General features: G+C 71.9%; 12 protein-coding genes. 11 read left to right on the forward strand and 1 reads right to left on the reverse strand.

Annotated elements, in window-relative coordinates; translation table 11 throughout:
- Window positions 1-6 precede the first annotated feature (6 nt).
- A complete protein-coding gene (locus ACIBSW_RS12985; protein ID WP_354720534.1) occupies window positions 7-357 on the forward strand; it encodes a VOC family protein in 351 nt (116 codons plus the stop codon).
- Here ACIBSW_RS12985 and ACIBSW_RS12990 read toward each other — a convergent pair.
- Complete coding sequence (locus ACIBSW_RS12990; RefSeq protein WP_354720533.1) at window positions 351-1,940, reverse strand: HAMP domain-containing methyl-accepting chemotaxis protein; 1,590 nt, start codon at window positions 1,938-1,940, stop codon at window positions 351-353. The genes ACIBSW_RS12985 and ACIBSW_RS12990 overlap by 7 nt on opposite strands.
- 44 nt (window positions 1,941-1,984) lie before the next feature.
- Between ACIBSW_RS12990 and ACIBSW_RS12995 the strand changes: the two genes are divergently transcribed.
- From ACIBSW_RS12995 to ACIBSW_RS13040, 10 genes are all read left to right on the forward strand, one after another.
- Entirely contained in the window at window positions 1,985-3,205 is a 1,221-nt protein-coding gene (locus tag ACIBSW_RS12995; protein ID WP_354720531.1) for a deoxyguanosinetriphosphate triphosphohydrolase, read from the forward strand.
- Window positions 3,206-3,224: 19 nt separating this feature from the next.
- Window positions 3,225-5,075 carry a DNA primase gene (gene dnaG / locus ACIBSW_RS13000; RefSeq protein ID WP_354720529.1) on the forward strand — a complete coding sequence of 617 codons (1,851 nt, stop codon included), beginning with the start codon at window positions 3,225-3,227 and terminating at the stop codon, window positions 5,073-5,075.
- A complete protein-coding gene (locus tag ACIBSW_RS13005) occupies window positions 5,072-5,602 on the forward strand; it encodes a hypothetical protein (protein WP_354720527.1) in 531 nt (176 codons plus the stop codon). Before dnaG ends, ACIBSW_RS13005 begins: the two co-directional genes overlap by 4 nt.
- A 32-nt stretch (window positions 5,603-5,634) precedes the next feature.
- On the forward strand, window positions 5,635-6,555 hold the full coding sequence (locus ACIBSW_RS13010; RefSeq protein WP_354720525.1) for an ABC transporter ATP-binding protein: 921 nt from the start codon (window positions 5,635-5,637) through the stop codon (window positions 6,553-6,555).
- A gap of 1 nt (window position 6,556) precedes the next feature.
- Window positions 6,557-7,309: an ABC transporter permease gene (locus tag ACIBSW_RS13015; protein WP_354720523.1), complete on the forward strand. Its 753-nt coding sequence runs from the start codon at window positions 6,557-6,559 to the stop codon at window positions 7,307-7,309.
- 13 nt (window positions 7,310-7,322) lie between these two features.
- Entirely contained in the window at window positions 7,323-8,132 is an 810-nt protein-coding gene (locus ACIBSW_RS13020) for an ABC transporter permease (protein ID WP_354720521.1), read from the forward strand.
- A gap of 177 nt (window positions 8,133-8,309) precedes the next feature.
- Window positions 8,310-9,491, forward strand: coding sequence for a YihY/virulence factor BrkB family protein (locus tag ACIBSW_RS13025; RefSeq protein WP_354720519.1), 1,182 nt, complete (start codon window positions 8,310-8,312; stop codon window positions 9,489-9,491).
- A gap of 232 nt (window positions 9,492-9,723) precedes the next feature.
- Window positions 9,724-10,902: an ROK family transcriptional regulator gene (locus ACIBSW_RS13030; RefSeq protein WP_184996844.1), complete on the forward strand. Its 1,179-nt coding sequence runs from the start codon at window positions 9,724-9,726 to the stop codon at window positions 10,900-10,902.
- Entirely contained in the window at window positions 10,899-12,455 is a 1,557-nt protein-coding gene (locus ACIBSW_RS13035) for a sugar ABC transporter ATP-binding protein (protein WP_354722519.1), read from the forward strand. The genes ACIBSW_RS13030 and ACIBSW_RS13035 overlap by 4 nt, the downstream gene beginning before the upstream one ends.
- Entirely contained in the window at window positions 12,452-13,546 is a 1,095-nt protein-coding gene (locus ACIBSW_RS13040; protein ID WP_354722520.1) for an ABC transporter permease, read from the forward strand. Before ACIBSW_RS13035 ends, ACIBSW_RS13040 begins: the two co-directional genes overlap by 4 nt.
- The last annotated feature ends 60 nt before the right edge of the window (window positions 13,547-13,606 follow it).

Here is a 13,606-nt window from a genome sequence, read left to right on the forward strand (position 1 = left end):
TTGCCGATGCCGAGCAATTGGGAGCAGATCGTCGTCGACGCGGAGGACCCCGCTCGGCTGGCCCGCTGGTGGGCGGCGGCGCTCGGCTACCAGATCGTGCACGAGGCGCCGGACGAGGTGGAGATCCGGCGGGCCCCGGACGCCCTGCCCGGCCTGCTGTTCGGCGCGGCGCCGGATCCGAAGACGGCGAAGAACCGGCTGCACATCGACCTGCGCCCGGACGACCAGGAGGCCGAGGTCGAGCGGCTCGTCGACATGGGCGCCCGGCCGGTCGACATCGGCCAGCACGACGTGGGCTGGGTGGTGCTCGCCGACCCGGAGGGCAACGAGTTCTGCGTGCTGTCGTCCGGTCAGTAGGTGAACTGACCGATCAACCCCTGTATCTCGCCGGCGGCCGTGCTGACCCGCTCGGCCGAGACCCGGGTGGTGTTCGCACCGTCGGCGGTGGACTCGGTGGATGCCGTGATGTGGGTGAGCGTGCCGCTGATCTCGGTGGCCGCGGTCGACACCTCGCCGACGTTGCGGGCCATCAGCTCGGTGGTGGCCGACTGCTCCTCGACGGCCGCGGCGATCGTGCGCTGACCGTCGTCGATCCGGGTGATCACCGCGGAGACGGCGTCGATCGCCTCGGCCGTGCGGGAGGTGATGTCCTGGATCGCGGCGATCCGGGCGGTGATGTCGCTGGTCGCCTGGGCGGTCTCCTGAGCGAGGTCCTTGACCTCCGAGGCGACGACCGCGAAGCCCTTGCCGGCGTCCCCGGCGCGGGCCGCCTCGATCGTCGCGTTGAGCGCCAGCAGGTTCGTCTGCTCGGCGATGGTGGTGATCAGCTGGACGATGGTGCCGATCTCCCGGCTCGCCTCGCTGAGCGTGCCGACCAGCGTGGTGGTGGAGGCCGCCCGCTCGCCGGCCGCGGCCGTGGTGATCGCGGCGTCGCTGGTCTGCCGGGCGATCTCGCGGCTGGACGCGGAGAGCTCCTCGGTCGCGGTCATCATGTCGATCACGGAGTGTGACACCTGCTGGGCCGCGGTGTCCGCGCTGCGCGCCTGCGTCGAGGTCTGCTCCGCGGCCGTGTCCAGGGCGCCGGCCAGCCCGCGGAGGTCGCCGCTGGCGGCGGTGAGGTCGCCGACTCTGGCGGCGGTGGCCGCCACCGTGGTCCGGATCGAGGTCAGAGCCGCGTTCAGGGCCCGGGCCATCTCGCCGAGCTCGTCACCGCGGACCACCTCGGCCTCCACGGTCAGGTCGCGGTCGGCGGCGGCGCGCAGGGCCGCGACCATCTGGCGCAGCGGCCGGCGGACGGCGCGGATGGTGAAGAAGGCCGCCGCGGCGGTCAGCGCGGCGCCGGCGAGGCCGGCCAGCAGGATGAGCACGTCGCTGGTGCGGCTCGAGTCGCTTCCCGCGCCCTCGGCGTCCTTCACCGCCTGGAGCATCGCGTCGTCGATCGCGCCCATCTGCTCCTCCAGCGCGCCGAAGGACTCGAGGAACTCCGGCAGCTTCGCCACCGCGGCCGCGTGGTCGGTTCCGGCCAGCGCGACCAGGCCCTTCGCGGCCTCCCCGTACGCGACGACGGCCGGGCGTACCTGCTCGTACTCGTCGGCGAGCGAGTCGGGCGCGTCCTGCGCGGCGGCGTCGTACTTGCCGACCAGCGTCTCGGCGTGCTCGGACACCTCCGCGACGCCGTACGCCTCGCGCTGCTGCGGCGTCACGGCGAACATCGCCGCCATCACGTCGCCGCGCAGGGCGTCGTGCATCATGTCGGCGTTCCACTGGCTGCTCATGCCGTCGCTGGTCGAGGCCATGTCCCGGGCGGCGGCGGACTGGTTCGCCGACCCCCAGTACGCCGCCGCCATGACCAGTGCCACGGCTGCGACGCCGACGCTGGCCATCAGGACCAGGCGCGCGACGATGGTGAGACGGGATCGGGTGTACGAGTCGGACGTCACACCAATCGCATCGGCGGTCCGGGCCGACGCCTTAGGGTGTGGACATGACGGACGGCGATGCGCTGCGCTGGGCGCACGAGCCCGCCAAGGACAGCGGCTACGGTCGCACCCAGTTCGAGCGCGACCGGGCCCGGGTGCTGCACTCGGCCGGCTTCCGCCGGCTCGCCGCCAAGACCCAGGTGCACACGGCCGGGTCGGACGACTTCCTGCGTACCCGGCTGACGCACTCGCTCGAGGTCGCCCAGATCTCCCGCGAGATGGGCACCCGGCTGGGCTGCGACCCCGACGTGGTGGACGTGGCGGGCCTCGCGCACGACATCGGCCACCCGCCGTTCGGGCACAACGGCGAGGCGGCCCTGAACGAGGCCGCACAGCCCTGCGGCGGCTTCGAGGGCAACGCGCAGACCCTGCGGGTGCTCACCCGGCTGGAGGCCAAGGTCGACGGCGCCGGCCTCAACCTGACCCGCGCCTCGCTCGACGCGAGCTGCAAGTACCCCTGGCCGCGCCGCCCCGGCCAGCGCAAGTTCGGGGTGTACGACGACGACCGCCCGGTCTTCGACTGGATCCGCGAGACGGCGCCGCCCGGCGAGCGGCAGTGCCTCGAGGCCCAGGTCATGGACTGGGCCGACGACGTGGCCTACTCCGTGCACGACGTCGAGGACGGCGTGCACGGCGGCTACCTCTCGCTGCGGCCGCTGCTGCACGACGCCGACGAGCGCGCCGAGCTCTGCGCGGACGTGGCGGGCGCCTATTCGCAGGAGAGCACCGAGGCGCTCGGCGAGGCGCTGCGGCTGCTGCTGGCCGACGAGGTGGTGATCGCCGCGGCGGGCTACGACGGCGGGCGCCGCTCGCAGGTCGCACTCAAACGCATGACGAGCGTGCTGACCGGCCGGTTCGTCTCCTCGGCGGTCGGCGCGACAAACAGCCGGCACGGCTCGGCGCCGGTGCGCCGGTACGACGTCGACCTCATCGTCCCGCGTACCGTCCGTAACCAGTGCGCCCTGCTGAAGGGCATGGCGTTGCGCTACGTGATGCGCGCCCGGGCCGCCGAGGAGTGGTACGAGCGGCAGCGCGCGATCCTCGCCGACCTGGTCGCGGTGCTCAGCGAGCGCGCGCCGGAGCACCTCGACCCGATCTTCGCGGAGCTGTGGAAGGCCGCGGAGAATGACGCCGCGCGACTGCGAGTAGTGATCGACCAGGTCGCCTCGCTGACCGATCCGGCGGCGGTGGCCTGGCACCGGACCCTCATGGCGGACGATCGCTAGCGCGAGGCAGTATGTAGCGGTGGCGGGCAGGGTCAAGGACGAGGACATCGCGCTGGTCCGCGACCGGACCTCGATCGCGGAAGTGATCAACGAGACCGTGACGCTGCGCTCGGCGGGCGGCGGCAACCTCAAGGGCCTGTGCCCGTTCCACGACGAGAAGACGCCGTCGTTCACCGTGTCGCCCGCCCGAAATGTGTATTTCTGTCACGGTTGCGGTGCCGGTGGCGACGCCATCAAGTTCCTCATGGACGCCGAGCACCTGACGTTCCTGGAGTCGGTCGAGCGGCTGGCCGGCAAGGCCGGCATCCAGCTGCGCTACGACGAGTCCGGTCTGCGCAACGACGGCCCGCGCCAGCAGCCCGGTCAGAAGCAGCGGCTGATCGCCGCGCACGCGGCCGCGGCCGAGTTCTACTCCGACCAGCTGACCACGGCGGGCGCGCGCATCGCCCGCGAGTTCCTCGCGCAGCGCGGCTTCGGCCGGGCCGCCGCCGAGCGCTACGGCTGCGGCTTCGCGCCCGACGGCTGGGACCAGCTCACCAAGCACCTGCGGCAGAAGGGCTTCACGGCCGAGGAGCTGACCGCCGGCGGCCTGGCCAAGCCGGCCCGCTCCGGCTCGCTCATCGACCGTTTCCGCCGCCGGCTGCTCTGGCCGATCCGCGATCTCACCGGCGACGTCATCGGCTTCGGCGCGCGCAAGCTGTTCGAGGACGACGACGGCCCGAAGTACCTGAACACCCCCGAGTCGCCGCTCTACAAGAAGTCGCACGTGCTCTACGGCATCGATCACGCCAAGCGGGAGATGGCCAAGCAGGGCCGGGCGGTCATCGTCGAGGGCTACACCGACGTGATGGCCTGCCACGAGGCCGGCGAGCCGACGGCCGTCGCGACCTGCGGCACCTCGTTCGGCATCGACCACATCGGCGTGCTGCGCCGGCTGCTGATGGACAGCGACAGCTTCACCGGCGAGATCATCTACACCTTCGACGGCGACGCGGCCGGCCAGAAGGCCGCCCTGCGCGCCTTCGAGGAGGACCAGCGCTTCGTCGGGCGCACCTTCATCGCGGTCAGCCCGGACAACATGGACCCCTGCGAGCTGCGGCTGGCCAAGGGCGACCTGGCGGTCCGCGACATGATCGCGAGCCGCGAGCCGCTGGTCGACTTCGCGCTGCGGCAGACCCTGTCCCGCTTCGACCTGGACACCGTCGAGGGCCGGGTCGAGGCCATGCGCCGCGCGGCGCCGCTGGTCGCCAAGATCAAAGACCGGGAGAAGCGCCCCGAGTACGCCCGCAAGCTCGCCGGCGACCTCGGCATGGACCTCGAGCCGGTGCAGCGGGCCGTGGCGTCGGCGTCCTCGCCCGAGTCCAGGCCCGGTTCGCCCGCGCCGCGCCGGGCCGCCGACAGCCCGCAGCGCCTGGTCGAGCGCGAGGCGCTGAAGCTGGCCCTGCAGCACCCGGTGCTGGCCGGCCCGATGTTCGACGCGCTCGGCCCGGAGACCTACGGCGACCCGGTGCTGCAGGGCATCCGCAAGGCCGTCGCGGCCGCCGGCGGCACCGCCGCCGCGACCGGCGGCGCGAGCTGGATCGAGGCCGTCCGCGACGCCTGCGACGACCTGGGCGGCAAGGCGCTGGTCGGCGAGCTCGCGGTCGTGCCGCTGCACGTCGACGGCGAGGCCGACCTGCGGTACGTCCAGGTGACGCTCGCCCGGCTGCAGGTCGGCGCGGTCACCACCCGGATCAAGGAACTGAAGTCCAAGGTGCAGCGGATCAACCCCGTCGCGCACAAGGACGAGTACCTGGCACTGGCCGGGGAGCTCTTCTCTCTCGAACAGCACGCTCGCGCACTGCGCGACCAGGCGGCAGGTGGACTGTGAGAATCTTTCGTCGGAGCCCGAAGCTGCCCGCGGCGCTCAGCCCCGCCCTGGAGGCCGAGGAGCGGATCCTGGCCTGGTCGTACGTCGGCGAGCCGGGCGAGCGGGTGCTGGTGGCCACCAACCGGGGCCTCTGGCTGCCGGAGGGCCGGCGGCTCGGCTGGCACGAGATCCACAAGGTCACCTGGTCCGGCCGCGAGCTGCTGGTCACGCCCGCCGAGACGGCCGGGGAACGGGACGGCTACACGGTCCAGGTCGACGCGCCCGCCGTCGGCTTCCTGCTCCTGGAGCCCGGCGAGCTGCCCGATCAGGTACGCACGCGGGTGACCCGCTCGGTCGCGTACACCTCGCACCACCCGCTGCCGCCGCACGGTGGCGTCCGGGTCGTCGGCCGCCGGGTCAGCGGCGCCGACGGCCTGATCTGGGCGGTCCGCTACGACGCGCGAACGGCCGTCGACGCGGACCCGATCGTCGAGGCCACGGACCAGCTGGTCGAGTCGGCCCGGGAAGCGAACACGCCGCCAGCGTAATTTTGTCGGACCCTTTCACTAGGGTCGGCCGGGTGACTCTTATTCACGCCCGGGGGCTGGTCAAGCGCTTCGACGGTTTCACCGCGGTCGACGGCATCGACGTCGACGTGGAGCGCGGCGAGGCGTTCGGCTTCCTCGGCCCCAACGGGGCCGGCAAGAGCTCCACGATGCGGATGATCGGCTGCGTCTCCCCGCCGACCGCCGGCACGCTGAGCATCCTCGGCATGGACCCGCGGCGCGACGGGCCGGCGATCCGGGCGAGACTCGGCGTCTGCCCGCAGCTCGACAACCTCGACCTCGAGCTGACCGTCCGGGAGAACCTCACCACCTACGCGCGCTTCTTCGGCATCGCCCGCAAGGTGGCCCGGGCCCGCGCCGCGGAGCTGCTCGACTTCGTCCAGCTCACCGAGCGGGCCGACAGCAAGGTCGAGCCGCTCTCCGGCGGCATGAAGCGCCGGCTCACCATCGCCCGCGCCCTGGTCAACGAGCCCGAGATCGTGCTGCTCGACGAGCCGACGACCGGCCTCGACCCGCAGGCCCGGCACCTGGTCTGGGAGCGGCTGTTCCGGCTCAAGCGCCAGGGCGTGACGCTCGTGCTCACCACCCACTACATGGACGAGGCCGAGCAGCTCTGCGACCGCCTCGTGGTGATGGACGGCGGCAAGATCGTCGCGGAGGGCTCGCCCCGCGCCCTGATCGAGCGGCACTCGACCCGCGAGGTGGTCGAGCTGCGCTTCAACGCGGAGTCGCAGGACCCCTTCGCCGGCAAGCTGGACGGCGTGGGCGAGCGGATCGAGGTGCTGCCCGACCGGATCCTGCTCTACGTCGCCGACGGCGACGACGCGGTGGCCGAGGTGCACCGCCGCTCGCTCACCCCGGACAGCGTGCTGGTACGCCGCAGCAGCCTCGAGGACGTCTTCCTGCACCTCACCGGCCGGACCCTGGTGGACTGAGATGACGCGCTACGTCCTGGAATACCACCTGGTCAGCTACCGGCGGATCTGGCGAGCCAGCGTGCTCTCGTCGTTCGTGCTGCCGCTGCTGACCATGCTCGGCTTCGGTGTCGGCGTCGGCGCCTATGTCACCGGCGGCGTCGACGGCGTGCCCTACCTGGACTGGCTGGTGCCGGGCCTGATCGCCTCGACCGCCACGCAGGTCGCGATGAGCGACTCCACCTGGCCGGTGCTGGGCGGCTTCGAGTGGCAGCGGCTCTACCACGGTCAGGCGGCCGCGCCGCTGCGCGTCGCCGACATCCTCGACGGGCACCTGGCCTTCATCGTCTTCCGCACGCTGACCAGCTGCGCCGCGTTCCTGCTGATCGCCACGGCGTTCGGCACCGCGCACTCGTGGTGGGCGCTCGCGACGCTGCCGATCGCGGCGCTGGTCGGCCTGTCGGTGGCCACCGGGACGTTCGCGTACTCGGCGACGGTGCGCACCGACAGCTACCTGGCGGTGCTCTTCCGGCTCGGGATGATCCCGATGTCGCTCTTCTCCGGCGTCTTCTTCCCGGTCGAGTCGCTGCCGGCGCTGCTGCGCTGGATCGCGTACGCGCTGCCGCTCTGGCACGGCGTCGACCTGAGCCGGGCCGCGATGCTGGGCGTGGCGCCGGCGTGGTCGGCGACCGGGCACCTGCTCTACCTGGCACTCTGGGCCGGCCTCGGCTGGCTCCTCGCCCTGCGGCAGTTCCGCCGCCGGCTCGTGGTGTGAGAGGACTCCGCACATGGTGACCCTGCTCCTGCCGCGGCTGCTCTCGGTCGGTGGCACCGCCCGCCGCTCGGCGTCCATGGTCGAGCGCAACGTGGCGACCCTGCGCTCGGCGTACTGGCTGGTGATGGCGTCGGGCTTTCTCGAGCCGGTGCTCTACCTGCTCTCGATCGGGGTCGGCGTCGGCGCGCTGGTCGGCGACCTGACGCTGCCGGACGGCCGGGTCATCGATTACGCGACGTTCGTGGCGCCGGCGATGCTGGCCGCGTCGGCCATGGCGGGCGCGCTGTCGGAGACCACCTTCAACTTCTTCAGCAAGATGAAGTTCATGAAGCTGTACGACGGGATCCTGGCGACCCCGGTGCGGCCGTTCGAGATCGCCCTCGGCGAGCTGGCCTGGGCGATGATCCGCGGCAACATCTACGCGGCCGCCTTCCTGGCGATCATGGTGGCGATGGGCCTGACCACGGCGGGCCTGGCGGTCGGCGCGTTCGCGGCGGCGGTCCTGGTCGGCTTCGCGTTCGGCGGCCTCGGCATGGCGCTGTCGACGTTCATGCGCAGCTGGCAGGACTTCGACCTGATCGGGTCGGCCCAGTTCGCGCTCTTCCTGTTCTCGGGCACGTTCGTGCCGGCGCAGGCATATCCGACGGCGCTGCGCTGGGTGGTGGAGGTGACGCCGCTGTACCGCTCGGTCGACCTGATCCGGGCGATCACGACGGGCTCGGTCGGCTGGCTCCAGCTGCTCGACGTGCTCTACCTGCTCGCCCTGATGGCGATCGGTCTGACCGTCGCGGGCCGCCGGATGGGCCGGCTCCTCTGCCGGTGACCCCCGGCCCGTCCCCGGCGGCCGAGAAGCGGTCCGCAGGCGGCGGCTCTACCGAGGTGCCCGGCGGAGGTTAGGACCGCCGCCTGGTGGGCAAACACTGCTTAACCGCCCTTCGCGCGGGCCGCCCGGGGGCGGCGCGGCGGCGGCAGAGCGGCAGAGCCTGGAGGTTTACCCGCGATGAGGCTTCTCCCCAGTTCCAGCCACTCGGCCGACGATGCCGAGCACCCGGCGGACGACAGCGCCGGCCGGCCGGCCGATGCTCCGCCGGCCGCCGCGCCCGCCGAAACCAGTGGCGTGCACCGGGCTCCCGAGAGTCCCGCCGAGGCGCGCGCCGCCGGGGCTCGCGACACCGACCTCTCGCGCACCGGCACGGACGCCGGCGGTGCCCGCCCGGCGCCCGGCCCCGACGCGGGCCCGAGTGGCCCGGCCAAGCTCGGGCGCAAGGGCATCCTCGAGGCGCTCAAGCGCACGTTCAAGCAGTTCTCGGAGGACAACGTCACGGACTGGGCGGCGGCGTTGACCTACTACGGCGTGCTGTCGATCTTCCCGGGTGTCCTGGTGCTCGTGTCGGTCCTCGGCATGCTGAGCGACAACGGTCAGAAGGTCGTGCAGGACACCGTGCAGGAAATCGCTCCCCGCGAGATCCAGACCCTGCTTGATCAGGTGCTCTCCCAGGTCTCGGATCCGGGCACGGCCGGGCTGGCCGCCATCGTCGGTATCGTCGTGGCCTTCTGGTCGGCGTCCGGGTACACCGGCGCCTTCATGCGCGCCTCGAACTCCATCTACGACGTGCCGGAGGGCCGGCCGGTCTGGAAGACCCTGCCGATCCGGCTCGCCGTCACCGCGGTCATCGGCCTGATGCTGATCGCCTCGGTCTTCATCCTCGTGTTCACCGGCAAGGTCGCCGAGGCGACCGGCCGCAGGATCGGCCTGGGCGACGCCGCGTTGGACACGTGGAGCATCGCGAAGTGGCCCGTCCTGATACTGATCGTCAGCCTGATGTTCGCGATCCTCTACTGGGCCTCGCCGAACGCGAAGACCGGCGGTTTCCGCTGGGTCAGCCCGGGCGGCATCTTCGCGGTGGTGCTCTGGATCGCCGCCTCTGGCGCGTTCACCGTCTACCTGGCCAACTTCGACAGCTACGACAAGACCTACGGCACCGTCGCCGGCCTGATCGCCTTCCTGGTCTGGCTGTGGATCTCGAACATCGCCATCCTGCTCGGCGCCGAACTCGACGCGGAGCTGGAGCGCGGCCGGGCCATCGCGGCCGGCCACCCCGCCGACGGCGAGCCGTTCCTCCAGCTTCGCGACGACCGCAAGCTCAAGAAGGGCAGCGAGAAGGGCCTGAGCGCCACCTAGTCGTTCCTCCCCCGCCCGCCGGCGGCCGCGCACCTGGCTCGGTGTGCGGCCGTCGGCCTGTTTTCCGGCCTTTGTCTCGTGAGCCGGGTCACCCTCGCCACATACTTTTGAATCAGGCGACAAAAGTTTGCCAGAATCAACGAGAAGGTATGGACGTGCCGGGCGGAAGAGCCCTAGTGTGACGGGCGTGACACCGCACTGTTTCAGCGGTGTGAACGGCCCGGAGGTGCCCGTGCATGTCATCGACGCTCCCCATCTGCGCCTGCTGCGCCTGCTGCGGGACGAGGGGCCGATCTCGCGTGCCGAGCTCGGTGATCGGCTCGATCTGACCCGTCCCCGGCTGCTCGCGGAGGTCGAGCGGCTCGTCGCCGCCGGCTACATCGCCGAGGCCGGCATGGCCGCGTCCCGGGGCGGCCGGCGCTCCACCCTGGTCGAGTTGCAGCCGCAGCTGCGCTTCGCCGCCGTCGATCTCGGCGCCAGCTCCATCGACATCGAGGTCACCAACGGCCGGCTCGAGCCCGTCGCGACGTACCAGGAGGCCGCCGACATCCGGTCCGGGCCCAAGGCGATCCTGCACCGGGTCAACGAGCTGCTCGCCAAGGCCCGCACCGACGGCGCATACGAGCGGCTCGACGCCGTCGGCATCGGGGTGCCCGGCCCGGTCAGCTTCCGCGACGGCGTGCCGGTCTCCCCGCCGATCATGCCGGGCTGGGACCGCTATCCGGTCCGGGAGTCGCTGGCCCGCGAGCACGGCTGCCCGGCGGTCGTGGACAACGACGTCAACATCATGGCGATCGGCGAGCGGCACGGCGGGGTCGCGCACTCGGTCGACGACTTCCTCTTCGTCAAGATCGGCACGGGTATCGGCTGCGGCATCCACCTCGGCGGCGACGTGTATCGCGGGGTGGACGGCTGCGCCGGCGACATCGGCCACATCCAGGTCGACGCGCACGGTCCGATGTGCTCGTGCGGCAACGCCGGCTGCCTCGAGGCGCTCTTCAGCGGCGCGGCGCTGGCCCGCGACGCGCTCGCCGCCGCCCGCAGCGGCGAGTCGCCGGCGCTGGCCGAGCGCCTCGCCGCGGGCGGCGGGATCGGCGCCCGCGACGTCGCCGACGGCGCCGCGGAGGGCGACGTCACCTGCATCCGGCTGATCCGCGACGGCGGCCGCCGGCTCGGCGCGACCCTGGCCACGCTGGTGAGCTTCGCGAACCCGTCGATGATCGTCATCGGGGGCGGGCTCGCCCAGCTCGGCCACATCCTGCTCGCGGAGATCCGCAGCGTGGTCTACCGCAGGTCGCTCCCGCTCGCCACCGGCAACCTGCCGGTGGTGCTCAGCGAGCTGGGCGCCCGCGCGGGCGTCAGCGGCGCGGCGGTCCTGGCCAGCGACACGGCCTTCGAGCAGGCGTCATGACGGCCCCGGAGGCAACGGCCGGCAGGCCTGCCGCCGAGCCCGCCGGCGAGGTCGTGCTCCGGCTCGAGGGCGTGGTCAAGACCTTCCCCGGCGTGCGGGCACTCGACGGCGTCGAGCTGGAGGTCCGGGCCGGCGAGGTGCACTGCCTGCTCGGCCAGAACGGCGCCGGCAAGTCCACCCTCATCAAGGTGCTCGCCGGCGTGCACCACGCGGACGAGGGCAGCGTCACCTGGCTGGGCGAGTCCTTCGCGCCGGCCAGCCCGCAGGCCGCCATGCGCGCCGGCATCGCCACCATCTACCAGGAGCTCGACCTCGTCGACGACCTCTCCGTCGCCGAGAACGCCTTCCTCGGCCACGAGGAGAGCCGGGGCGGGTTCCTGCGCCGGCGCTCCACCGCCGCCAAGACCAGGGAGATCCTCGGCCGGCTCGGGCACGCGCACATCTCACCGCGCAGCCTGGTCCGGTCGCTGCCGGCGGCCGGCAAGCAGATCGTCAGCATGGCCCGCGCGCTCTCGCACGACGCCCGGCTGATCGTCATGGACGAGCCCAGCGCCGTGCTCGCCCACGACGAGGTCGAGAACCTCTTCCGGATCATCCGCGACCTGACCTCGCACGGCATCGCGGTCATCTACATCTCGCACCGGCTCGAGGAGATCCGCGACATCGGCGACCGGGTCACCGTGCTCAAGGACGGCCGGACCACGGCGGCGAACCTGCCGGCGCGCGGCACGCCGACCCGGGAGCTGGTCAGCCGGATGACCGGCCGCACCATCGAGTACGTCTTCCCGCCACGGGTCGAGGCCCGGCCGCGGGAGCCGCTGCTCGTCGTCGACGGGCTCACCCGCGAGGGCGAGTTCGCGGACGCGTCGCTGACCGTCGGCGCGGGGGAGATCGTCGGCATCGCCGGGCTGGTCGGCTCGGGCCGCTCCGAGCTGCTCGAGACGATCTTCGGGGCGCGGCGTGCCGACAGCGGCACGGTCACTCTCGACGGCAAGCGGATCCACACCATCGGCGCCGCGGTCAAGCACGGCATGGGCATGGCGCCCGAGGAGCGCAAGAGCCAGGCGCTGCTGCTGGACCTGCCGATCTACCGGAACATGACTCTCTCGTCCTTCGCCGGGTACGCCCGCGGTGGCTTCACCAACACCGGCAAGGAACGGGTCGCCGCGGCGCAGACCGCCGACCTGCTGGAGCTGCGCCCGCGCGACGTGGGCCGCGCGGTGCGCACCCTCTCCGGCGGAAACCAGCAGAAGGTCGTCGTCGGCCGGTGGCTGCTCGGCGGCACGAAGCTGCTGCTGCTCGACGAGCCGACCCGGGGCGTGGACGTCGGCGCCCGGGCCGAGCTCTACCAGGTCATCCACGACCTCGCCGCGCGCGGCGTCGGCGTGCTGCTGGTCTCCAGCGAGGTACCCGAGGTCCTCGGCCTCGCGGACCGGGTGCTGGTCATGCGGGAGGGGCACCTGATCCACGAGGCGCCCGCCGACGAAATCGATGAAGCAACGGTCCTGGACCTCGTGATGGCGGGGTCTCTGATGGAAGGGGAGCCGGCATGACGGATCAGAGCACCAAGCCGAGCCTGCCGGCGCAGAATCCGCCGGAACAGGGCGCACCGGCCGAGGCGCACAAGACCAGCGCGGGCCTGCTGCGGGCCGACTGGCTCAAGGGCGACAACGCGGAGCCGCTGCGGCGCAACCTGGGCCTGGTCGGCGTGCTCGTCATTCTGGTGGTCATCGGGATCATCACCAGGCCCGAGCTCTACGGCGACCCGACCTGGGTCAAGAACAACGTCTTCACGATCCTGCAGCAGGCCTCGGCGATCGGCGTCGTGACCGTCGGGATGACCTTCGTGATCATCGGCGGCGGCATCGACCTCTCGGTCGGTGCGATCATCGCGCTCGCCGGCGTCTGGTCGACGACGCTCGCCACGCAGAGCTACGGCGCGGCCGGCATGATTTTCACCGCGCTCGTCGTCGGCGTCGCGGTCGGCCTGGTCAACGGCGTGCTCATCTCGTACGGCCGGCTGGTCCCGTTCATCGCGACGCTGGCCATGATGGTCGCGGCCCGCGGCCTGGCGGCGCAGATCTCCGGCAAGCAGACGCAGGTCTCGACGAACCAGACGATCAACGCCATCGCCACCACGAAGATCTTCGGCATCCCGCTGCTGGTCATCATCCTGGGCGTGGTGGTGGCGGCGGGCTGGGTCCTGCTCAACCGCACCACCTTCGGGCGGCGCACCGTCGCGGTCGGCGGCAACACCGAGGCGGCCCGGCTGGCCGGCATCAACGTGCGCTGGCACACCGTGCTGCTCTACGCCCTCTCGGGCCTGTGCTGCGGCATCGCCGCCATCATGCTCACCTCGCAGGCGACCAGCGCGCAGGCCGCGATGGCGAACCTCTACGAGCTCGACGCGATCGCCGCGGCGATCATCGGTGGCACGCTGCTCAGCGGCGGCCGCGGCACCATCATCGGCGCCCTCTTCGGGGTGCTGGTCTTCTCCACCATCACCAACCTCTTTGCGATCAACAATCTCTCCACCGAGGTCCAGAACATGGTCAAGGGCGGCATCATCGTCGCGGCCGTGCTCATCCAGCAGTTCCGTTTCCGCTCAGTGACACAACTCCTCGGGCGCAAGCCCACCACCTGAGTAAACCCCCACATAACAAGGCGACCGGCAACGGCCGCCCGGTCACCCCTGGGAGAAATC

It is taken from the genome of Actinoplanes sp. NPDC049668, assembly GCF_044465445.1.
Taxonomy (GTDB): domain Bacteria; phylum Actinomycetota; class Actinomycetes; order Mycobacteriales; family Micromonosporaceae; genus Actinoplanes.